This window comes from Mycobacterium paraterrae (genome assembly GCF_022430545.2).
GTDB classification, from domain to species: Bacteria; Actinomycetota; Actinomycetes; order Mycobacteriales; family Mycobacteriaceae; genus Mycobacterium; species Mycobacterium paraterrae.
This window is the reverse complement of the sequence record NZ_CP092488.2, coordinates 3,010,965-3,029,785: the sequence shown is the minus strand read 5'-3', so window position 1 is coordinate 3,029,785 and position 18,821 is coordinate 3,010,965. Positions and strand designations below refer to the sequence as shown.

Below are 18,821 nucleotides of genomic sequence, written 5' to 3'. Positions count from 1 at the left end.
GACTAAACCGGGCTCTCGTTGCAGAGTCGCTGCGGCGGCATGCTCAACGTCAGCGGGACAGGGCCGCTCTTGCGCCGACCGCTGTGCGAGTGGTCGCCGGCTGGGCGCGGCTTGTCGCGCTCCTGCGCCAGTGCCGGCACGCCGTAGCCCTGGACGCATTCCGGGTCGGGGCCGTCGAGCGGGAGCCCGGTGAAGAACTTAGCCGCCATGCATCCACCGCGACAGCTGTCGTAGTGCCCGCAGCTGCCACAGGCCCCGGCCGATTGCGGCTCGCGCAATTCGCGAAACAGCGGAGCGTCTTTCCAGACTCGGTCAAACCCGCCGTCGGACAGCACGTTTCCGGCCAGAAAGCGGTCGTGGATGGCGAACGGGCAAGCGTAGACGTCGCCGACTGGGTCGATCAGGCAGACCACCCGGCCGGCGCCGCACATGTTCAGCCCGGCCAGCGCGCCCGGTTCGCCCAAACCGGACAAGTGGAAGAACGAGTCGCCGGTGAGCACTCGCTCTCCCTTGGCGACGAGCCAGTCGTACAGCTGGACCTGTTGGTCGCCGGTCGGATGCAGTTCGTCCCAGACGTCGGCGCCGCGGCCCGAGGGGCGCAGCCGGGTGATCCGCAGCGTGGCGCCGTATCGGCTTGCCAGCGCGGCGAAGTCGTCGAGCTGGTCGACGTTGTGCCGGGTTACCACGACCGAGATCTTGGCGTCCTTGAAACCGGCCGCGGCCAGGTTTTCCAGCGCACGAATGGCCATCGCGAACGAACCGGGTCCGCGGACCGCGTCGTTGATCTCGGCAGTGGCGCCATCGAGGGAGATCTGAACGTCGACATAGTCGCTGGCGGCCAGCCGGGCGGCAACCTCGGGAGTGATACGCACGCCGTTGGTGGAGAACTTCACTCCGACGTGATGAGCCGTCGCATAGTCGACGAGCTCCCAAAAGTCCGGCCGCACAGTCGGTTCCCCACCACCGATGTTGACGTAGAACACTTGCATGCGTTCCAGCTCGTCGATGATGTCCTTGCACTCCTGCGTGGACAGCTCACGCGGATCGCGCTTGCCCGACGACGACAGGCAGTGCACGCAGGCCAGGTTGCAGGCGTAGGTCAGCTCCCAGGTCAGGCAGATGGGTGCGTCCAAGCCTTGTTCGAACTGCTCGATGAGCCGTGGCACTGTGGATGTCATTTGCGCCCCTCCTCCTCCGCCGGGACCAACATCTGTGAACCGGCCAGCACGCCGAGCGCGTGCACGTAGGGATCCCTTTGAGACTCCTCGACGCCGGCCGCCCGTAGCGCGGCGCGAACGTCAGGGTGATCAGCCAGCGACTGCACCACCGTCAGGATGGTGCGGTTCTTCAGGAACGACAGCTTGCGAGTTCCGAAGTGGTACAACAACGCACCGAACGATTCGGGGCGCACGGCGACCTGCGAATGCAGCCGCCATGGCTGATCGATGTCGAACTCGACTCGCCCGCCCAGCCCCGTCATGGGGGCGCTCACAGTCAGTAGACCCCGCACATCCCGTCGATGGACACTTCTTCGACCAGCGTCTCGGTGACGAGTTCGGTCTCGGTGTCGGCCTGCTGCGTTGGCTCCATGACCATGCCTTTCTTCGGGGTCGGATTCGACAAGTTGCGTGGATGTGGTCAAAATCTCAGTCAGAATATGGCATCGAGTGCCGAAATGGAAGGGCGGGACCATGGCCCAGCAGCGGCCGCGGCTCGGGCGCCGTCGGACCACCACGCGAGAACACATCTCCGACGTCGCGATCGAGATGTTCGTCAGCCGCGGCTTCTCCGAGGTCAGTGTCGACGACATCGCGCTGGCTGCAGGGATCGCGCGACGCAGCGTATTTCGGTACTACGCGTCGAAGAACGCGATTCCGTGGGGCGACTTCGACGCTCATCTGCAACACCTGAGCCGGCTGCTGGCCGATGTCGACGTGGACATGGCGCTCGGTGACGCGCTGGAGGCCGCGCTGCTGTCGTTCAACACCTTCGACGACTCCGAGACCGCCCGGCACCGACAGCGGATGCGTGTGATCTTGCAAACCGCTGAGCTGCAGGCGTATTCGATGACCATGTATGCGGGATGGCGTGACGTGATCGCGTCCTTTGTCGCCCAACGGACCGGCGCTCAGACCAACGATCTGCGACCGCAAACCGTTGCCTGGATGATGCTCGGCGTCGCTCTGAGCGCCTACGAGCACTGGCTCGATGACGAATCGGTCTCGTTACCGCAAGCTTTGAGCGACGCCTTTGACGTGGTCCGTGCGGGACTGAAAAATCTAGAGGCATGAGCCGATTGCTGCAGACCATCGAGATGCAAGGGCAGGTCTGCGCCGGGATGGGATCGGCAATGTACGGCGAGTTGCTGCCGCGAATCGGAGCCGACGTCGAGGCCGGCGGCGTCTTCGCGCGGATCTTCGCCGGGCACGAAAACGACTCTGCCCGCATGGCTTTGCCCCTGCGGCTGCTGGGCGGACTGCATCGGCTTGCGCTCGACGCGAGCGAGCCGGGTTTGCGACGCTGGTATCCCAGTGTCGGCGGGAAGTGGGAAGCCGAGGCCGCCTGGCCCGATATCGTGGCTGCGGCGGCGAAGCACGCCGACTATCTGCGGGCCGCTCTCGAGCAGCCTCCGCAGACCAACGAAGTCGGTCGCTCGGCGGCGCTGATCGGTGGCCTGTTGACGTTGTCGGACCGATTCGGGTTACCGGTAAGGCTTTTCGAGATCGGCTGCAGCGCGGGACTGAACCTGCGGGCCGACCACTACCACTACAGTTATCCGGCCGGCAGCTGGGGCCCGGCCGATGCACCGGTGACCATCGAAGACGCCTGGCACGGCGTGCTGCCACCGGCCGCCGACCTGACCATCGTCGAGCGTCATGGCTACGACATCGCGCCGCTAGACGCCACCACCGCTGCGGGTGAGATGACACTGCTCAGCTACGTCTGGCCCGACCAGCAGGCTCGGCTGGACCGGTTGCGCGGCGCGATCAGCGTGGCCCGTCAGGTGCCGGCCACCCTGCACCGCCGCAACGCAACTGAGGCGGTGGAAGGGCTGGGCCTGGCCGACGGCACACTCACCGTCCTATGGCATTCGATTATGTGGCAATATCTTTCGCTGCCCGAGCAGTCGACGATAAGCGCTCACATCGATGCGCTGGGTGCACAAGCCACACCTGCATCGCCGTTTGCGCACCTGACGCTGGAACCGCATCGACGCGCCCCGCAAGCCGATGTCGAGTTCGTGGTCCGCGCGCGCTGCTGGCCTGACCGGGACGAGCGGCTGCTGGCAACCTGCTCGCCGCACGGCCCGCCGGTCGTATGGGAGTAGTCACTGAACGCTGTTGCTGGCGGCCAGAAATGGTAGGGCGAGGGCCAGGAACCCGGCCGGGTCCGAGGAGAACACCACATGACCGGTCGGCAACACCTCGAATTGCGCGCCCGGGATGGCCGCCGCGGTGGCGCGACCAAAGGGCATCAGGGCCACGGTGTCTTGTGAACCCCAGATAATCAGGCACGGCGCAGTGATCCGGTCGGCGAGCCGTCGCAAATTGTGTTCGGGCGCAGCGAAACTGCGCCACAACGCGGCCGCAAGGGCGACGCCCTCGGGAGTTCGGGCACGGGCGAGCGCACGTTCCTGTATAGCGAGGTCGTTATCACTGGTCGCCTTCATGTAGCTGCGGATGGAGCGCGGCAGTACTCGCTTCATCACCGAGGGTGTCCCGAGCAGGCGGCAGAACGAGCCGACGACCGGGTTGGCGACGAAGCCACCCGTATTCACCAGGATGAGTCGGGAGACCCGTTGCGGGTCGGTGATCGCCAGCCGCGCCGCAGCGAAGCCGCCGACCGAGTTGCCGACGAACGCCGCAGGCGGCAGGTCGAGCTCGGCGACGACGTCGACCAGCACGTCGGCGAATAGTGCGGCACTTGGTTGCCGATTCGGGGCCGGCGAATCGCCGTGGCCGGGCCAGTCGAGCGTGATCACGCGATGCTCGCGCGTCAGGACCGGCACGATCGCGTCAAAGTCGTGGCGGTCGTGCAACGTGGCGTGCAGCAAGACCACGACCGGTCCCTCGCCGACGTCGCTGTAGGCAACCTGCCCCGCTCGTGTGTGAACCATGCTGACCATGACCGTTTCCTTTCATTGACCGACCGGTCGGTCAAAGCTACCATCGACGGCATGCCGTCTCAAGGAGTACCGATGCCCGCTCCCCCTGCCGACGCGCCGTTCGCGGCGAAAATGGCCTACTACCGAACCCAACACACCCGTCCGGCAACACGATTCGCGCACATGGTCGGGCACTCCGGTGATTGCCGCCGGCATTCCGTTACTGGTGGCCAAGCCGCGCGTCGGATGGTCGATGTTTCTCGGGGGCTGGATGTTGCAGATCGCCGGACACTACTTCTTCGAGCACAACCTGCCCTCGACGCACCGGGGATGGATCACCTACCAGCTCACCGGGGTCATTGACGTGTGCGAGCAGTACGGCGAACTGCTCGCGCGACGCGGTCAGCGCAAGGCCGCTCGCCGGGCCGCGGTTAGAGTGCCGACATGACCTCGACGTCATCCGCCGTCCCCACGGGCGCCCGCAAGGAGGCGATGGCCAGAACCCGAGAAGCGCTCGTCGACGCGGGCCTGGAACTGGCTGAGCGGACCGGGCTGGCAGGCTTGAGCGTCAATCTCATCGTGCAGGAGGCCGGCGTTGCGAAGGGCACCTTTTTTCACCACTTCGGCGACCGCGCTTCCTACCTTCTTGCGCTGCACCGGGAATTCCACGATCGGCTGACCGACCAAGTTCAGTCCGCCATCGACGGCATGGCTCCGGGAGGACGTCGCCTCACCGTCGTCGCCACGACCTACCTCGACGGCTGCCTCCGCGACCGCGGCGTACGCGCTCTGCTTTTGGAGGCTCGCGCGGAACCAGCGGTTACCGATGAAATCGCTCGCCGCAACCACGCCGGCGCCGAGCTGTGCAAGGCCGACTTCGTTGCCCTGAAACGCCCACACCCGTACGAGAGCGCGCAGCTGTGGATCGGCATGGTCGCCGAGGCCGCATTGATCGAATACCAGTCCTCGACAGCGCTTCCCGAGTTACGGGTAGCCCTCGAACGGTTCCTGTATTAACCCAGAAGCTCCGAGATCGGCGCTGCCGCCGCGATTTTGCCACGCGCCTTCATGACCTTGCCGGGCATTCCACCGCCGACGACGCCGGCCACCGCACCGTCGCGTTCGTAGTAGGCCAGGAATTTGCGGCCGTCGTCCTCCACGATGTGAACGGTATCCGTGGCGACCGGCTCACCCAGGCACTGGATCTTGACGTCGTACTGATCGCTCCAGAAGTACGGGACGACCACGGCCGCCGGGGCGTCCTGGCCGAGCATTGCCGGCACCACGGCACGGGCCTGTTCGGCGACGTTGCTCCAATGTTCCACCCGCACTTGGTGTCCCTTGGTGTCGCGCCAGGAGGCGACATCGCCGAGGGCCCACACGTTGGGTGCGCTGGTTCGTCCGGCGGCATCACAGATGACTCCGTTGTCGACCTCGATACCGCTGCCCTCCAGCCAGTCGGTCGCCGGGCGCGAGCCGATGCCCACCACCACCAGGTCGGCGGTCACCTCAGTGCCGTCGGTCAGGTGCACGCTCTCGACGTGAGAGTCGCCGCGCACCTCGGCCACTCCGACCCCGGTGCGGACGTCGACGCCCTCGTCGCGGTGCAGCCGCGCCACCAGCCCGCCGATCTGCTCGCCGAGAACGGCCGCCAGGGGCGCGGGCTGCGGCTCGACCAGCACGACGTCGACCCCCAACCCGCGCAAACTGGCCGCGACCTCACAGCCGATGAATCCGGCGCCGACCACCACGGCTCGCTGCGCTTTGGACGCGTGCTGGCGCAGGGCCAGACTTTCGTCGAAGGAACGCAGCACCCGAATCCCGTCGAGGTCCGGAAAGCTCGGGATGCGCCGTGGCACCAAACCCGTCGCGATCACCAGTTCGTCGTAGCCGAGCGTCGATCCGTCGTCGAGTGTGACGGTCTGCGCCCCGGTGTCGACGCCGGTGGCGGCCGACCCCAGCCGCAGGGTGATGTTCTTCTCGTCGTAGAACTCGCGCGGCTTGAGCGTCACGTCGTCGACTTCGCTGCGCAACACCTCTTTGGACAGCGGGGGGCGGTCGTAGGGCAGATGGACTTCGTCGCTGACAATGGTGATCGGCCCGGCGAACTCCGCTCGGCGCAATTGCTCGGCGGTACGGGTCGCGGCGAGTCCTCCACCGACGATCAGGATTCCGTTGCCGCCTGCGCTAGTGGTCATTTGGAGTTCATACACGATTGCGGTGACCCGCGGTTGCTCACCCCTGTGCGCGCGACCGGTCGATCAAATTGGACAACACGACGATGCTTTCGCTGCGTTCGATATCCGCACTGGTGCGGATGCGCTCGAGCGCATCCTCCAAATGCGGCATGTCGCGCGCCAGCACCCGCAGGAGCGCGTCGGAAGGACCGGTTACCGTTGCAGCACTTGCGACTTCGGGAATGTCGACCCAGGCGCGGCGCAGCTGGCTCGGAGAGATGCGGCCGTGGCAGAAGACCTGGACGTAGGCTTCGGTCTTCCAGCCGACGGCGTTGCGATCGATCACGGTGGTGAATCCGCGGATCACCCCGCTGTCGAGCATCCGGTCGACGCGCCGTTTGACCGCGGGGGCCGACAACTTCACCCGCTCGCCGATTTCGGCGAATGTCGCGCGGGCGTGCTGAGCTAGTTCGGCCAGAATCTGCTCATCGAGGTCGTCCAATCGGTCCATCACCCCTCCAGGCACAACAGATATTTGAATTATCGCACTTTGCGCAATAAATAGCTGGTACATACGCAATGAACATCAATGCGTTGCGTACAGGTCTCCCCTACCGTTGAGACATGACGACCTTCGCGGATTCCGGAACCCAAGCCAGGCGTCACGTCACCGACCGCACTGCCACGGTCCGGCACTATGTGATGACCCCGCCGCGATTCTTCGCGGTCGAGTACGCCATCAACCCATGGATGGATATCACCACTCCGGTCGACGCGTCCGTCGCGTTGACTCAGTGGCAGCGTCTGCGCGACGTGTATCGGCAACTGGGACACCATGTCGACGTGGTCGAGCCGGTGCCCGGCCTGCCGGACATGGTGTATGCCGCTAACGGCGGTCTGATCATTGACGGCACCGCTGTGGTCGCACGCTTCAAATACGCTGAGCGCAAACAGGAGTCAGAGGCCTACGCCGCTTGGCTGTCGGCGCACGGCTACGAACCACATCAGACTCGTCACGTGAACGAAGGACAAGGTGACCTGCTGCCGGTGGGCGACGACATCCTGGCCGGCTATGGATTTCGAACCGACTTGCGGGCACATGGTGAAATAGCGGGAATCTTCAACCGGCGCGTGATCAGCCTCGAATTGGTCGACCCGCGCTTCTATCACCTCGACACCGCACTGACCGTGCTCGACGACACCACCATTGCCTACTACCCGCCAGCCTTCAGCTACGTCTCGCGGGCGCACCTCGAAACCCTCTTCCCCGACTCGATCAAGGTCGACACCGCCGACGCCTACGCCTTCGGCCTGAACGCCGTGTCCGACGGCCGGCACGTCGTGCATCCGGCCGCCGCCGTCGGTTTCGCGCGGCAACTGACAGAGGCCGGTTTCGAGTCCATCGGCGTCGAAATGCCCGAGTTGCTCAAGGGCGGTGGGTCCGTCAAGTGCTGCACGCTGGAGGTCTACTCGTGACGACGATGGACACCTTCGCCGGAAGCGGCACTCTGACTGAGAGCGCCATTGCGCTGGACGAGCGCGCATGCGCGCACAACTACTCACCGCTGCCGGTGGTGGCCGCCAGCGCCGAGGGGTGTTGGATCACCGACGTCGAAGGACGCCGGTTCCTGGACTGCCTGGCCGCATACTCGGCGGTGAACTTCGGGCACCGCAATCCCGAGATCACCGCGACTGCGCACGCCCAGTTGGACACCGTCACACTGGTCAGTCGCGCCTTCCACGCCGAAGCACTGGGTCGGTTCTGCGCGGCGTTGGCGAGCTTGTGCGACAAGGAGATGGTGTTGCCGATGAACAGCGGCGCCGAAGCGGTCGAAAGCGCGCTGAAGGTGGCACGCAAATGGGGCACCGACGTCAAGGGCGTACCCATCGACAAGGCCAATATCGTGGTCGCCGACAACAACTTTCACGGCCGGACCATCAGCATCGTCAGCTTCTCGTCAGACCCCGTGGCGCGCGCGGGCTTCGGACCATTCACCCCCGGCTTTCGATCGGTGCCGTTCGGGGATGCGGACGCCCTGACCGAGGCGATCGACGAGCACACCGTCGCCGTCCTGCTCGAGCCCATCCAGGGTGAGGCCGGCGTGGTAGTGCCCCCACCGCACTACCTGCCGAACGTGCGTGAAATCTGCTCAGCACGTGACGTTCTCATGATCGCCGACGAGATCCAGTCCGGCCTGGCTCGGACCGGTCGGACTTTTGCCTGCGACCACTGGGGGGTGGTGCCCGACGTCTACCTGCTCGGTAAGGCGTTGGGCGGCGGCGTGGTGCCGCTGTCGGCGGTGGTCGCCGACAGCGACATCCTCGCGGTGTTACATCCCGGCGAGCACGGGTCGACGTTCGGCGGCAATCCGTTGGCCGCGGCGATCGGCAGCACGGTGGTGTCGATGCTGGCGCGCGGCGAGTTCCAGGAGCGCGCGGCAAGGTTGGGAAAGCGACTGCACGGGCGGCTGCGCGCGCTGATCGGCCACGGGGTCATTGCCGTGCGCGGACGCGGGCTTTGGGCCGGCGTCGACATCGACCCGGCGCTGGGCAGCGGCAAGACGATCAGTCTCCGCCTGGCCGAACGCGGCATCCTGGTCAAGGACACCCACGGGTCGACCATCCGCGTCGCGCCGCCACTGGTGATCACAGAGGCGGAAATCGACTGGGCCATCGAGCAATTGGCCGAGACGCTGGCCGACCTGGCGGCCTAGTACTTCAGCACGCCTTTGTCGACCGGGATCTGGGCTCCGGTCAGCGTGCCCGAACCGTCGCTGACGAGCCATGCCACCACGTCGGACACTTCGGCGGCACCCATGAAACCGTTCGGCTGCAGCGGCATCGGTCCGAAGCTGTGGATGAAGTGCGGGTGCTTGCCAAAGACCTCCATCATCAACTCGGGCTCGATCATCGGCGTCTCCACCGAGTAGGGATGGATGGAGTTGACCCGAATCCCGTACTCTCCCAATTCGATTGCCAACGAGTTGGTCAGGCCGGTCAAGCCGTATTTGGACGCGGAATAGTGACCGTTACCCGGAGTCGCCTTCAGGCCGGCCGACGAGCTGACCACTACGATCGCCCCACCGTTACCCGCCTCGATCATCGCGGGCACCACCGCGCGCACGGTCTGGAAGGTGCCCGTCAGGTTCACGCTGATGACGCTGTCCCACTGTTCGTCGGAGAGTTCCCACACCCGTCCCCAGCTGAGCACGCCCGCGTTGGCGATCAAGATGTCGAGGCGGCCGAATTCCTCGACGCCGTCGGCCACCAGCCGGCGCAGCGCGGTGTCGTCACGGGTATCGACCTGGCGGGCCAGAATCTTGCGGCCTTCGGCCTCGACGACGCGGACCGTCTCGGCCAAGTCTTCAGGCGTCGCAGCGGGGTAGCTGATGGTGTCGGACACCGGCGCGCAGATGTCGAGGGCGATGACATCGGCGCCCTCGCGCGCGAGTCGCGCCGCATGCGCGCGGCCCTGGCCGCGCGCCGCTCCGGTGATAAACGCCACCCGTCCCTCGAGTGCTCCCGACACGACAGCCCCTTTCGCCGACTGCCGATCAGGCTAGCAGCGAAACTGAAACGCGTTCTAATCGCGGGTAAGGGGGGGTGCCGAGCCGATCAGAGCTCGGCGATGATCTTCTGCCGCGCCGCGGCGTATTCCGCCTCGGAGATGGCGCCGCTGGCGTGCAGCTTCTCCAGCTCTTCGAGCCGCTGCCCGGCCGACGGCTGAGCAGGCGCGGCGGCTCCTCCGGCGGCTGCGGGCACCGGCTGCGCCTCGGCCGCACGTCGGACCACCGCCATGATCTGCTGTCGGACGGCCGGGTAGTTGCGGATGTCGACGGTGCCGGACATCGGTAGGTTGCTGGCCTTATAGATCTGCAGGATCTCCATCAGCGGGCCGGCCTGACCGGTCAGGTCGTAGGTCTTGTGGTCCTCGGAGCTGGTGATCTGCATGGGCACCACTCCGGCCACCAACGCGCTTGCCTGCCAGTCGATTTCGTATTCACGCGTGTTCGGGTCGACCAGCACGACGAGTTTGCGCGCGGTCACGATCGCCTGCTTGGTGAAGTCGACGGTCACCCGCTTGCGATCGGTGAAATCGACTCCGGGGCCGGTGATCCGCAGGTCAAGGTTCACCACCGGGTGTTCGTTGATTCGGAGGCCGGTTTCGCCCATGCCCTGGATCTGCGCCGTGGCCAGCACACCGGTCTGTCGCAGCGCCGCCATCTTCGCCGACGATTGGGCGCCGCGGTTGGCCAGCCACAACGCCACGAACACGTCGATGACGGTGATGAGCACACCCACCCACAGCAACCACGACGTGCTCTGCTGAATCGTGGTGCCGATGGAGGAGTCGACGGAACTGAACTGATCACCCATCAGGCCGGGCAGCACGAAATAGGTGATGAGGAAGATGGGGCCCACCAAACCACCGCAGACGAGGACGATGAGTTGGGCCTTCAAGTAACGCGCAAGCATGGTTGCTCCAGGGGTCAGCAGGATCGATAACGCGGGACAACGCATCGCTCGGCGAAGCGAAGCATAACCCGCTCGGACGCAGAACGGCGGCTGTAAAGCAGCCGCCCCGCGGCCCGACAGCTATGAGACTCCCCGACAGGCCTTAATGAATTCCGAATGGACGCCCCGATGCAAAAACGGCGCCCACCCTTGCGGGGTGGGCGCCGTCTTCAGGCGATCACTGAGTCGAACTTCTTCGCCTCCTGCGCGGGGCTACGCCCCACGTCGTCGAGGAAGTTACTTGATGATCTTGGTGACCCGGCCGGCGCCGACGGTGCGGCCACCTTCACGGATCGCGAACCGCAGGCCGTCGTCCATGGCGACGGGCTGGATCAGCTTGACCGAGATCTCGGTGTTGTCACCGGGCATCACCATCTCGGTGCCCTCCGGCAGCGTCACCACACCGGTCACGTCGGTGGTGCGGAAGTAGAACTGCGGACGGTAGTTGTTGAAGAACGGCGTGTGCCGGCCACCCTCGTCCTTGGACAGGATGTAGACCTGGCCCTCGAAGTCGGTGTGCGGGGTGGTGGTGCCGGGCTTGGTCACAACCTGACCGCGCTCGACGTCCTCACGCTTGATTCCACGCAGCAGCAGACCGACGTTGTCGCCAGCCTGGCCCTGGTCCAGCAGCTTGCGGAACATTTCCACACCGGTGACCGTGGTCTTGGTGCTGGCCGGCTTGATGCCGACGATCTCGACCTCTTCGTTGACGTTGATCACGCCGCGCTCGACACGGCCGGTCACCACGGTGCCACGACCGGTGATGGTGAACACGTCCTCGACGGGCATCAGGAACGGCAGCTCGGTCTCGCGAACCGGGTCGGGAATCGACTCGTCGACGGCGTCCATCAGTTCCTCGACGGACTTGACCCACTTCTCGTCACCCTCGAGGGCCTTGAGTGCCGATACCTTGATGACCGGGGCGTCCTCGTCGAACTCCTGGGCGGCCAGCAACTCGCGGACCTCGAGCTCGACGAGCTCCAGCAGCTCCTCGTCGTCGACCATGTCGGCCTTGTTCAGCGCCACCAAGATGTAGGGCACGCCGACCTGACGGGCCAGCAGCACGTGCTCGCGGGTCTGCGGCATCGGGCCGTCGGTGGCGGCGACCACCAGGATCGCGCCGTCCATCTGGGCGGCACCGGTGATCATGTTCTTGATGTAGTCGGCGTGACCCGGGGCGTCGACGTGTGCGTAGTGACGCTTCTCGGTCTGGTACTCCACGTGGGAGATGTTGATCGTGATACCGCGCTGACGCTCTTCGGGTGCGTTGTCGATCTGGTCGAACGCGCGCGACTCGTTGAGTGCCGGGTACTTGTCATGCAGAACCTTGGTGATAGCCGCGGTCAACGTGGTCTTGCCGTGGTCAACGTGACCAATGGTCCCGATGTTGACGTGCGGCTTCGTCCGCTCGAACTTCGCCTTCGCCACTTCTGTGTCCTCCTGGACTAGTTGGTGCTTGTTAAAAGCAGTGTTGTTATTTCGGTTGTGCCGCGGTCGTGACCGGGCAAGATTACTCCGTCGACTGCGCTGCGCTCACTCGCCCGTCGCCTTCGCTACGTCCCATTGCTCGGACGCCGGCCTCGTGAACCTTGCGGCTCACTCGCCCGTCGCCTTCGCGATGATCTCCTTCGACACGTTCGCCGGAACTTCGGCGTAGGAGTCGAAGACCATGGAGTAGTTCGCCCGGCCTTGAGTCTTCGACCGAAGGTCGCCGACGTAGCCGAACATCTCCGACAGCGGCACGTGGGCCCTGACCACACGTGCGCCGCTGCGTTCCTCCATGGCCTGGATCTGGCCACGGCGGGAGTTCAGGTCGCCGATCACGTCACCCATGTAGTCCTCGGGCGTGGTGACCTCGACAGCCATGATCGGCTCCAGGATGACCGGCTGTGCTTGCTGCGCAGCCTTTTTCAGCACCTGGGAACCAGCGATCTTGAATGCCATTTCCGACGAGTCGACGTCGTGGTAGGCACCGTCGAGCAGGGTCACCTTTAGGTTCACCAGCGGGTAGCCGGCCAGCACGCCGTACTGCATGGCGTCCTGGGCACCGGCGTCCACCGACGGGATGTACTCACGCGGGATGCGACCACCGGTGACCTTGTTCTCGAATTCGTAGGTCGCGCCGTCCTCGCCCTCGAAGGGTTCGAGGTTGATGATGACCTTCGCGAACTGGCCCGAGCCACCCGTCTGCTTCTTGTGGGTGAACTCCACGTTCTGCGCCGGCCGGCGAATGGTCTCCTTGTAGGCCACCTGCGGCTTACCGACGTTCGCCTCGACCTTGAACTCACGACGCATGCGGTCGACCAGGATGTCCAGGTGCAGCTCGCCCATCCCGCCGATGACGGTCTGGCCGGTCTCCTGGTCCAGGTGAACCTTGAAGGTCGGGTCCTCTTCGGCGAGCTTCTGGATCGAGAGGCTCAGCTTCTCCTGGTCGCTCTTGGTCTTGGGCTCGATGGCGACCTCGATGACCGGGTCCGGGAAGGTCATCGACTCCAGCACGATCTGGTCGTTGGGGTCGCTCAAGGTGTCACCGGTGGTGGTGTCCTTCAGACCGATCACGGCGTAGATGTGGCCGGCCGATGCCGTCTCCACCGGGTTCTCCTTGTTGGAGTGCATCTGGAACAGCTTGCCCAGCCGCTCCTTCTTGCCCTTGGTGGCGTTGATCACCTGGCTGCCGGAGTCGACCTTGCCCGAGTACACCCGGACGTAGGTCAGCTTGCCGAAGAACGGGTGAGTGGCAACCTTGAACGCCAGCGCCGAGAACGGCTCGTCGGTCGACGGGTTGCGGGTGATCAGCTCGTCTTCCTTGCCCGGTACGTGGCCTTCGGCAGGCGGCACGTCCAGCGGCGAGGGAAGGTAGTCGATCACGGCGTCCAGCATCGGCTGCACACCCTTATTCTTGAACGCGCTACCGCACAGCACCAGGTAGGCCTCGGAGCTGATGGTCAGCTTGCGCAGCGCGCCCTTGATCTCGTCGATCGAGAGCTCCTCGCCGCCGAGGTATTTCTCCAGCAGCGCCTCGTCGGTCTCGGCGACCGACTCGAGCAGCTTGCTGCGGTATTCGTCAGCCTTGTCCTGCAGTTCGGCCGGGATGTCGATGGTCTCGTAGGTCTCACCGAGCTTGGTCTCGCCGCGCCACACTTTGGCCTTCATCTCGACCAGGTCGACGACGCCTTCGAAGTCACCCTCCGAGCCGACGGGCAGCTGGATCGGGATGACATTGGCGCCCAGCCGGTCTTCCATGGTCTTCACCGAGAAGTAGAAGTCGGCGCCGATCTTGTCCATCTTGTTGACGAAGCAGATGCGCGGGACGTCGTACTTGTCGGCCTGCCGCCAGACCTGTTCGGACTGCGGCTCGACACCCTCTTTGCCGTCGAACACGGCCACCGCGCCGTCGAGGACGCGCAGGCTGCGCTCCACCTCGACGGTGAAGTCGACGTGTCCGGGAGTGTCGATGATGTTGATCTGGTTGTCGTTCCAGAAGCAGGTGGTCGCCGCGGAGGTGATGGTGATCCCCCGCTCTTGTTCCTGCTCCATCCAGTCCATGGTGGCGGCGCCGTCGTGCACCTCACCGATCTTGTAGCTGATACCGGTGTAGTAGAGGATGCGCTCGGTCGTCGTCGTCTTACCGGCGTCGATGTGCGCCATGATGCCGATGTTGCGGACCTTGGTCAGGTCGGTCAGCACGTCCTTCTGTGCCACAGAAGTCTTCCCACTCTTTCGATTACTCGGTTGATTCGCTGTCAGCGCTCCGGCAGCTCTGCCTTCGGAGCCGACCGGCTCCTACCAGCGGTAGTGCGCGAAGGCGCGGTTCGCCTCGGCCATCTTGTGGGTGTCCTCGCGCCGCTTGACGGCGGCACCCAGGCCGTTGCTGGCATCCAGGATCTCGTTTGCCAGGCGCTCGATCATGGTCTTCTCGCGACGCTGCTTGGAGAAGCTGACCAGCCAACGCAGGGCCAGCGTCACCGAGCGCTCCGGACGAACCTCGACCGGCACCTGGTAGGTGGCACCACCCACACGGCGGCTGCGCACCTCGAGGGCGGGCTTGACGTTGTCCATTGCGCGCTTCAGCGTGATCACCGGGTCAGTGCCGGTCTTGTCGCGAGCTTGTTCGAGCGCACCATAAACAATGCGTTCGGCCAGCGATTTCTTCCCGTCCAGCAGAACTTTGTTGACCAACTGGGTGACCAGTTGCGATCCGTAGACCGGGTCGTTGACCAGTGGACGCTTAGGCGCGGGCCCCTTGCGCGGCATTAGCTCTTCTCCTTCTTGGCGCCGTAACGGCTGCGAGCCTGCTTGCGGTTCTTGACACCCTGGGTGTCCAGCGAGCCGCGGATGATCTTGTAACGCACACCCGGCAGGTCCTTCACACGACCACCACGCACCAGCACCATCGAGTGCTCCTGCAGGTTGTGGCCCTCACCGGGGATGTAGGCGGTGACCTCAACCTGGCTCGTCAGCTTCACACGGGCGACCTTGCGAAGCGCCGAGTTCGGCTTCTTCGGGGTCGTGGTGTACACGCGGGTGCACACGCCGCGACGCTGCGGGCTGCCCTTGAGGGCCGCGGTCTTGACCTTGGCGACCTTGTCTCGGCGACCCTTACGGACCAGCTGCTGAATGGTTGGCATCTACCGGCTTCCTACTTCGTTCTTTTATTGCTGCTTGATTCTGGGTGCTGCTAAGTCTCTGTACTGCTCTTATGCCCGCCCGCAGTCCCCCGCGGCCGGGTGTGTCGCACGCGGCCGCCGCAGGATCAATCCGTTGCGTAGTTGGCATGCGAATTGGCCCGGCGTGCGCGTCCTAGGGTGAAACGCCTAAAACCGCCAGGCACGAAGCTCCACAATACCCGCCGCGAGTAAGGCAGGTCAAAGCGACGACGTCGGCGTCCAATGCACCAACGTACCGCGTGACCCTACCGGCCCTCACCGGCGCGGGATCCGCTGCGTAACTCCATGCCGGCGGCGAGCCGAAGCACCATGTCGGAGAACACCGAGTCGGTGTCGATGTCGTCCATCACGCCGGTCATCTCCAGCAGCACGAAACCGTGCATGGCCGACCAGAACTCCAGGGCGGCATAGAACGCCTGCTCGAGGTCGAGACCGTAGGACGACAGGACTGCGATCACCGGCGCGGCGGCGGCCCGGGTCGCGGCGGTGTATTCGGGATCGTCGCCGACGCCCAGCGGCATCCGGGTGAAGGCCGAGTACCGGCCTGGGTGGTGGTGGGCGTAGCTGCGGTAGGCGCTGGCCATGACCAGCACCGCATCGTCGCGAGCGCGGCCCTCGCCAACCCGGTTCAGCATGTTGATGATGTCGTCGATGACGCGAATGCGCACCGTACGGCGCAGGTCTTCCAGGCTGTCGACGTGGTTGTACAGCGACGGCCCCTTGGTTCCGAGCTGTGTCGCCAACGCGTTGATGGTCAGGGCGTCCCAGCCCTCGCGATCCAGGAAGGTCAAGGCGGCGTTGACGATGATGTCGCGGCTGAGCCTGGCGCCGCGCGTTCCGGATCTGGAGGCAGCACCCGACCGGCCTGCCGATGACTCCGGCTCAGCTGGCATGGTGGTCGCCCTTCCGTTGTGTTCAGCAGGGTTGTCTACGGGCTCTTGTCCGCGCTACCCCGGAACGAAGAACTCTAGTCTGCCGGTGACGTCAGCACGTAGGCTCTTTTCAGCAGACCGCGCGCCGTGGCGAGAGGAACCCGCGATGAATTGGTCGATCTCCTGCCGCGTCATGGCGGCCAGCGCCATCGCAATCGCGTTCACCTCCGCTCCGACCGGACTGGCCAAAAACGGCGACACCCACATCACCGGTGAGGGCGTCGAGCAGACGATCGACTGCGGCGGCGCCACCCTGATCGTCGTCGGCACCCGGAACACCGTCAACGCGCTGGGAACGTGCTGGGCGATATCAGTGATGGGCTCGGGCCACACCGTGGTCGCCGACAACGTCATTCACGACATCACCGTGTACGGGTCTAACGAGTCGATCTTCTACAAGAACGGTGACCCCGTCGTGTGGGACCGCGGCCGCGAGCTCGGCATGACCAACCGCATCAGTCACGTAGGAAGTTAAACGCTTGTCTTTCAGCAACTCTCGTCGTTCGGCCGTGGTGGCGGGCCTGGCGCTGTCGGCCGCAGCGATCTTCGGGGCCGCCGGTTGCGGGCAGGGCAACCACGGCACGGCTCCGTCCAGCGGCTCCCCCACCTCGTCGACCGCGCCGTCGACCAGCAGCACCGGCGCCCAGTTCGACATCGGCAACACCATCAACTACGTATCGACCGGCACCACAACCACTCTCGACTGTGCCGACGGCAAGTCGCTGAACATCGGCGGATTCAACAACACGCTGACGGTTCGAGGCACATGCAGCACGGTGAGCGTCGGCGGTGGCGACAACAAGATCACCGTCGACAAGATCGACAAGAACATCAACGTCGTCGGCTCCCACAACGCGATCAGCTATAAGGACGGCAACCCCAAGGTCGAGAACCTCGGCAGCGGTAACACCATCAACAAGGCTCAATAGCGCTGGGCGGCTTATGCCTTTGCGCCGTGCCGACCGGCTCCCGCGGCGAAACGGCCGGCACCTTCGTTCGCCTCGGCGGCGACCCGCGCGATGCTGGCGAACTCGTAATCCAGCGCTTCGGCCTCGGGCAGCCCCCACTGGTGCAGCGCCGACAGCCGGTCAGATCGCAGGCACTGCTGAGGCAGCGCAGCCAGTTCGGCCGCCAGCTCCTCGGCGGCGTCGCGCGCTCGGCCCTTGGGCACAACGCGATTCGCCAAGCCGATTGCCAGCGCTTCGGCGGCGTCGACCGCACGACCGGTGAGGATCATGTCCATCGCCCGGCTCTGCCCGATCAGCCGCGGCAGCCGGATCGTGCCGCCGTCGATCAGGGGCACCCCCCATCGGCGGCAGAACACCCCGAAGACAGCGTCCTCTTCGGCAACCCGCAGATCGCACCACAGCGCCAGTTCCAGGCCCCCGGCGACCGCGTAGCCGCTGACCGCGGCAATCACCGGCTTGGACAACACCATTCGGCTCGGTCCCATCGGGCCGGGACCGGTGCGATGCACCGCGTTGGCGTCCGGCGTGCCGAACGCTTTCAAATCCGCTCCTGCGCAGAACGTTCCGTGGTCACCCCACAGCACGGCCACCGACGCGGACTCGTCGCGGTCGAACTCGTCGAACGCTTCGAACAACGCGGAGGCGGTAGGACCGTTGACTGCATTACGTGCCTCCGGCCGGTCGAGGATCACCGTGGTGACCGCGCCGTGGCGTTCTACCCGTACCGGATCGCTCATGTCGCCTCCGCAAGTCGGATGTCGTCGCGCCGCGCGAGCAGTTCGGCGGCGAAGTCGTTGTAGGCGGCCCTTAACCGCATGCCCGGCCAGCCCGCGGGCAGCAGTTCATCGGGCAGTACCGGGTCGGTCAGGATGTGACGGACCATCGCGGCGGCGATCACGAATCGCTCGGGAACGTCAGCCGCACCGGCCATCTCGTGCAGAAGTCGCCGACCGTCGCGCACCCACGACGGCAGGTCCCACAGTCGACCCGCAAGCTCGGCGGGGTCGTCGTCGCGGGCCTGCACGATGCGCACCCGCTCGCGGACGTCGGCTCCGAGGTCGAGCTCGAGGTTGTCCGGCCGCATCCACACGCCTTCACGTAACTCACCGAAGCGTTTGTGCTGCAGCGTCATTCGCAGTGCCGCCCGGGTGCGCGCGTCGGTGCCGACGCTGGTGACGATCAGCGTCGTCCAGTTTCCGTGCCACGGGCGCAACTGCGGCCGCATGGCGTCGTCCTGCCTGCGCTGCCGGGCGAGCAGGCGGTCGGAGAGCCGGTAGCCATCGGCCGAGCGAACCAGGTCACCCGCGCTGACCATCCGGGTCAATGCGACGCGCAGGGTGGCTTCTTTGATGTCGAAGTCGCCCGTGAGCCTGATCAGGTCGGCGGCGCTGGCCCAGGCCGGATGAGCACCGAGCATGACGCTCAGCACCACCGACCGAGCGGTCATCCGGGCCAGC

The 18,821-nt window shown here is 65.3% G+C and carries 23 protein-coding genes; 8 read left to right on the top strand and 15 right to left on the bottom strand.

Annotation, left to right across the window (positions count from 1 at the left end; all coding sequences use genetic code 11):
• Positions 1–2: 2 nt before the first annotated feature.
• The 3 genes from mftC to mftA are packed head-to-tail and all read right to left on the bottom strand — an operon-like array spanning position 3 to position 1,590.
• Entirely contained in the window at positions 3–1,178 is a 1,176-nt protein-coding gene (gene mftC / locus MKK62_RS14535; RefSeq protein WP_240259988.1) for a mycofactocin radical SAM maturase, read from the bottom strand.
• Positions 1,175–1,480 (bottom strand): mycofactocin biosynthesis chaperone MftB, encoded by a 306-nt coding sequence (gene mftB / locus MKK62_RS14530; RefSeq protein WP_240259996.1) that lies wholly within the window; start codon positions 1,478–1,480, stop codon positions 1,175–1,177. Before mftB ends, mftC begins: the two co-directional genes overlap by 4 nt.
• Positions 1,481–1,494: 14 nt before the next feature.
• Positions 1,495–1,590, bottom strand: coding sequence for a mycofactocin precursor MftA (gene mftA / locus MKK62_RS14525; RefSeq protein ID WP_240260005.1), 96 nt, complete (start codon positions 1,588–1,590; stop codon positions 1,495–1,497).
• A gap of 101 nt (positions 1,591–1,691) precedes the next feature.
• Here mftA and mftR point away from each other — a divergent pair, with 101 nt between their 5' ends.
• Together mftR and MKK62_RS14515 are read left to right on the top strand one after the other, a co-directional pair.
• Complete coding sequence (mftR, locus tag MKK62_RS14520) at positions 1,692–2,291, top strand: mycofactocin system transcriptional regulator MftR (RefSeq protein ID WP_240264144.1); 600 nt, start codon at positions 1,692–1,694, stop codon at positions 2,289–2,291.
• The gene (locus MKK62_RS14515; protein ID WP_240260007.1) at positions 2,288–3,328 is read left to right on the top strand and encodes a DUF2332 domain-containing protein; all 1,041 of its coding nucleotides are present in this window, start codon (positions 2,288–2,290) and stop codon (positions 3,326–3,328) included. The genes mftR and MKK62_RS14515 overlap by 4 nt, the downstream gene beginning before the upstream one ends.
• Here the strand turns inward: MKK62_RS14515 and MKK62_RS14510 are convergent, their stop codons facing one another.
• Positions 3,329–4,126, bottom strand: coding sequence for an alpha/beta fold hydrolase (locus tag MKK62_RS14510; RefSeq protein ID WP_240260016.1), 798 nt, complete (start codon positions 4,124–4,126; stop codon positions 3,329–3,331). It lies immediately after the preceding gene.
• Between the two features lie 178 nt (positions 4,127–4,304).
• Here MKK62_RS14510 and MKK62_RS14505 point away from each other — a divergent pair, with 178 nt between their 5' ends.
• Both MKK62_RS14505 and MKK62_RS14500 read left to right on the top strand, forming a co-directional pair.
• Positions 4,305–4,553, top strand: coding sequence for an Mpo1-like protein (locus tag MKK62_RS14505; RefSeq protein WP_240260017.1), 249 nt, complete (start codon positions 4,305–4,307; stop codon positions 4,551–4,553).
• Positions 4,550–5,122, top strand: coding sequence for a TetR/AcrR family transcriptional regulator (locus MKK62_RS14500; protein WP_240260019.1), 573 nt, complete (start codon positions 4,550–4,552; stop codon positions 5,120–5,122). Before MKK62_RS14505 ends, MKK62_RS14500 begins: the two co-directional genes overlap by 4 nt.
• Here MKK62_RS14500 and MKK62_RS14495 read toward each other — a convergent pair.
• Positions 5,119–6,303, bottom strand: a complete 1,185-nt coding sequence (locus MKK62_RS14495) for an NAD(P)/FAD-dependent oxidoreductase (RefSeq protein WP_240260021.1) — start codon at positions 6,301–6,303, stop codon at positions 5,119–5,121. The genes MKK62_RS14500 and MKK62_RS14495 overlap by 4 nt on opposite strands.
• A 37-nt stretch (positions 6,304–6,340) precedes the next feature.
• Positions 6,341–6,793 (bottom strand): Rv2324 family transcriptional regulator, encoded by a 453-nt coding sequence (locus MKK62_RS14490; protein ID WP_240260023.1) that lies wholly within the window; start codon positions 6,791–6,793, stop codon positions 6,341–6,343.
• Between the two features lie 113 nt (positions 6,794–6,906).
• On the opposite strand from MKK62_RS14490, the gene ddaH reads away from it, so the two are divergent.
• Both ddaH and rocD read left to right on the top strand, forming a co-directional pair.
• Positions 6,907–7,758, top strand: coding sequence for a dimethylargininase (ddaH, locus tag MKK62_RS14485; RefSeq protein ID WP_240260031.1), 852 nt, complete (start codon positions 6,907–6,909; stop codon positions 7,756–7,758).
• A 5-nt stretch (positions 7,759–7,763) separates the two neighbouring features.
• Positions 7,764–8,996: an ornithine--oxo-acid transaminase gene (rocD, locus tag MKK62_RS14480; RefSeq protein WP_240264145.1), complete on the top strand. Its 1,233-nt coding sequence runs from the start codon at positions 7,764–7,766 to the stop codon at positions 8,994–8,996.
• Here the strand turns inward: rocD and MKK62_RS14475 are convergent.
• The 7 genes from MKK62_RS14475 to MKK62_RS14445 form a co-directional block, all read right to left on the bottom strand.
• Entirely contained in the window at positions 8,993–9,811 is an 819-nt protein-coding gene (locus MKK62_RS14475; protein ID WP_240260033.1) for a mycofactocin-coupled SDR family oxidoreductase, read from the bottom strand. The genes rocD and MKK62_RS14475 overlap by 4 nt on opposite strands.
• An 86-nt stretch (positions 9,812–9,897) precedes the next feature.
• The gene (locus tag MKK62_RS14470) at positions 9,898–10,758 is read right to left on the bottom strand and encodes an SHOCT domain-containing protein (protein WP_240260035.1); all 861 of its coding nucleotides are present in this window, start codon (positions 10,756–10,758) and stop codon (positions 9,898–9,900) included.
• 276 nt (positions 10,759–11,034) lie between these two features.
• Positions 11,035–12,225, bottom strand: a complete 1,191-nt coding sequence (gene tuf, locus MKK62_RS14465) for an elongation factor Tu (RefSeq protein WP_067334850.1) — start codon at positions 12,223–12,225, stop codon at positions 11,035–11,037.
• A 168-nt stretch (positions 12,226–12,393) separates the two neighbouring features.
• Positions 12,394–14,499, bottom strand: a complete 2,106-nt coding sequence (gene fusA, locus MKK62_RS14460; protein WP_240260046.1) for an elongation factor G — start codon at positions 14,497–14,499, stop codon at positions 12,394–12,396.
• A gap of 81 nt (positions 14,500–14,580) precedes the next feature.
• Positions 14,581–15,051, bottom strand: coding sequence for a 30S ribosomal protein S7 (gene rpsG / locus MKK62_RS14455; protein WP_108926244.1), 471 nt, complete (start codon positions 15,049–15,051; stop codon positions 14,581–14,583).
• A complete protein-coding gene (rpsL, locus tag MKK62_RS14450) occupies positions 15,051–15,425 on the bottom strand; it encodes a 30S ribosomal protein S12 (protein WP_007767794.1) in 375 nt (124 codons plus the stop codon). The genes rpsG and rpsL overlap by 1 nt, the downstream gene beginning before the upstream one ends.
• A gap of 284 nt (positions 15,426–15,709) precedes the next feature.
• Positions 15,710–16,357, bottom strand: coding sequence for a TetR/AcrR family transcriptional regulator (locus MKK62_RS14445; protein ID WP_240260048.1), 648 nt, complete (start codon positions 16,355–16,357; stop codon positions 15,710–15,712).
• A gap of 145 nt (positions 16,358–16,502) precedes the next feature.
• On the opposite strand from MKK62_RS14445, the gene MKK62_RS14440 reads away from it, so the two are divergent.
• Together MKK62_RS14440 and MKK62_RS14435 are read left to right on the top strand one after the other, a co-directional pair.
• Positions 16,503–16,871 carry a DUF3060 domain-containing protein gene (locus tag MKK62_RS14440; RefSeq protein WP_434084947.1) on the top strand — a complete coding sequence of 123 codons (369 nt, stop codon included), beginning with the start codon at positions 16,503–16,505 and terminating at the stop codon, positions 16,869–16,871.
• 4 nt (positions 16,872–16,875) lie between these two features.
• On the top strand, positions 16,876–17,325 hold the full coding sequence (locus MKK62_RS14435; RefSeq protein ID WP_240260050.1) for a DUF3060 domain-containing protein: 450 nt from the start codon (positions 16,876–16,878) through the stop codon (positions 17,323–17,325).
• A gap of 11 nt (positions 17,326–17,336) precedes the next feature.
• Here the strand turns inward: MKK62_RS14435 and MKK62_RS14430 are convergent, their stop codons facing one another.
• Both MKK62_RS14430 and MKK62_RS14425 read right to left on the bottom strand, forming a co-directional pair.
• Complete coding sequence (locus MKK62_RS14430; RefSeq protein ID WP_240260052.1) at positions 17,337–18,101, bottom strand: crotonase/enoyl-CoA hydratase family protein; 765 nt, start codon at positions 18,099–18,101, stop codon at positions 17,337–17,339.
• Complete coding sequence (locus MKK62_RS14425; RefSeq protein ID WP_240264147.1) at positions 18,098–18,820, bottom strand: PaaX family transcriptional regulator C-terminal domain-containing protein; 723 nt, start codon at positions 18,818–18,820, stop codon at positions 18,098–18,100. Before MKK62_RS14425 ends, MKK62_RS14430 begins: the two co-directional genes overlap by 4 nt.
• Position 18,821: the final 1 nt, after the last annotated feature.

What these genes read in the sequence shown, in the direction of transcription:
- ddaH (WP_240260031.1), top strand. Translation starts at nt 6,907, where the DNA reads ATGACGACCTTCGCGGATTCCGGAACCCAAGCCAGGCGTCACGTCACC.
- mftC (WP_240259988.1), bottom strand. Translation starts at nt 1,178, where the DNA reads ATGACATCCACAGTGCCACGGCTCATCGAGCAGTTCGAACAAGGCTTG.
- MKK62_RS14490 (WP_240260023.1), bottom strand. Translation starts at nt 6,793, where the DNA reads ATGGACCGATTGGACGACCTCGATGAGCAGATTCTGGCCGAACTAGCT.
- mftR (WP_240264144.1), top strand. Translation starts at nt 1,692, where the DNA reads ATGGCCCAGCAGCGGCCGCGGCTCGGGCGCCGTCGGACCACCACGCGA.
- MKK62_RS14470 (WP_240260035.1), bottom strand. Translation starts at nt 10,758, where the DNA reads ATGCTTGCGCGTTACTTGAAGGCCCAACTCATCGTCCTCGTCTGCGGT.
- mftB (WP_240259996.1), bottom strand. Translation starts at nt 1,480, where the DNA reads ATGACGGGGCTGGGCGGGCGAGTCGAGTTCGACATCGATCAGCCATGG.
- MKK62_RS14510 (WP_240260016.1), bottom strand. Translation starts at nt 4,126, where the DNA reads ATGGTCAGCATGGTTCACACACGAGCGGGGCAGGTTGCCTACAGCGAC.
- rpsL (WP_007767794.1), bottom strand. Translation starts at nt 15,425, where the DNA reads ATGCCAACCATTCAGCAGCTGGTCCGTAAGGGTCGCCGAGACAAGGTC.
- MKK62_RS14445 (WP_240260048.1), bottom strand. Translation starts at nt 16,357, where the DNA reads ATGCCAGCTGAGCCGGAGTCATCGGCAGGCCGGTCGGGTGCTGCCTCC.
- MKK62_RS14500 (WP_240260019.1), top strand. Translation starts at nt 4,550, where the DNA reads ATGACCTCGACGTCATCCGCCGTCCCCACGGGCGCCCGCAAGGAGGCG.
- MKK62_RS14440 (WP_434084947.1), top strand. Translation starts at nt 16,503, where the DNA reads ATGAATTGGTCGATCTCCTGCCGCGTCATGGCGGCCAGCGCCATCGCA.
- rpsG (WP_108926244.1), bottom strand. Translation starts at nt 15,051, where the DNA reads ATGCCGCGCAAGGGGCCCGCGCCTAAGCGTCCACTGGTCAACGACCCG.
- MKK62_RS14495 (WP_240260021.1), bottom strand. Translation starts at nt 6,303, where the DNA reads ATGACCACTAGCGCAGGCGGCAACGGAATCCTGATCGTCGGTGGAGGA.
- rocD (WP_240264145.1), top strand. Translation starts at nt 7,764, where the DNA reads ATGGACACCTTCGCCGGAAGCGGCACTCTGACTGAGAGCGCCATTGCG.
- MKK62_RS14430 (WP_240260052.1), bottom strand. Translation starts at nt 18,101, where the DNA reads ATGAGCGATCCGGTACGGGTAGAACGCCACGGCGCGGTCACCACGGTG.
- MKK62_RS14515 (WP_240260007.1), top strand. Translation starts at nt 2,288, where the DNA reads ATGAGCCGATTGCTGCAGACCATCGAGATGCAAGGGCAGGTCTGCGCC.
- mftA (WP_240260005.1), bottom strand. Translation starts at nt 1,590, where the DNA reads ATGGAGCCAACGCAGCAGGCCGACACCGAGACCGAACTCGTCACCGAG.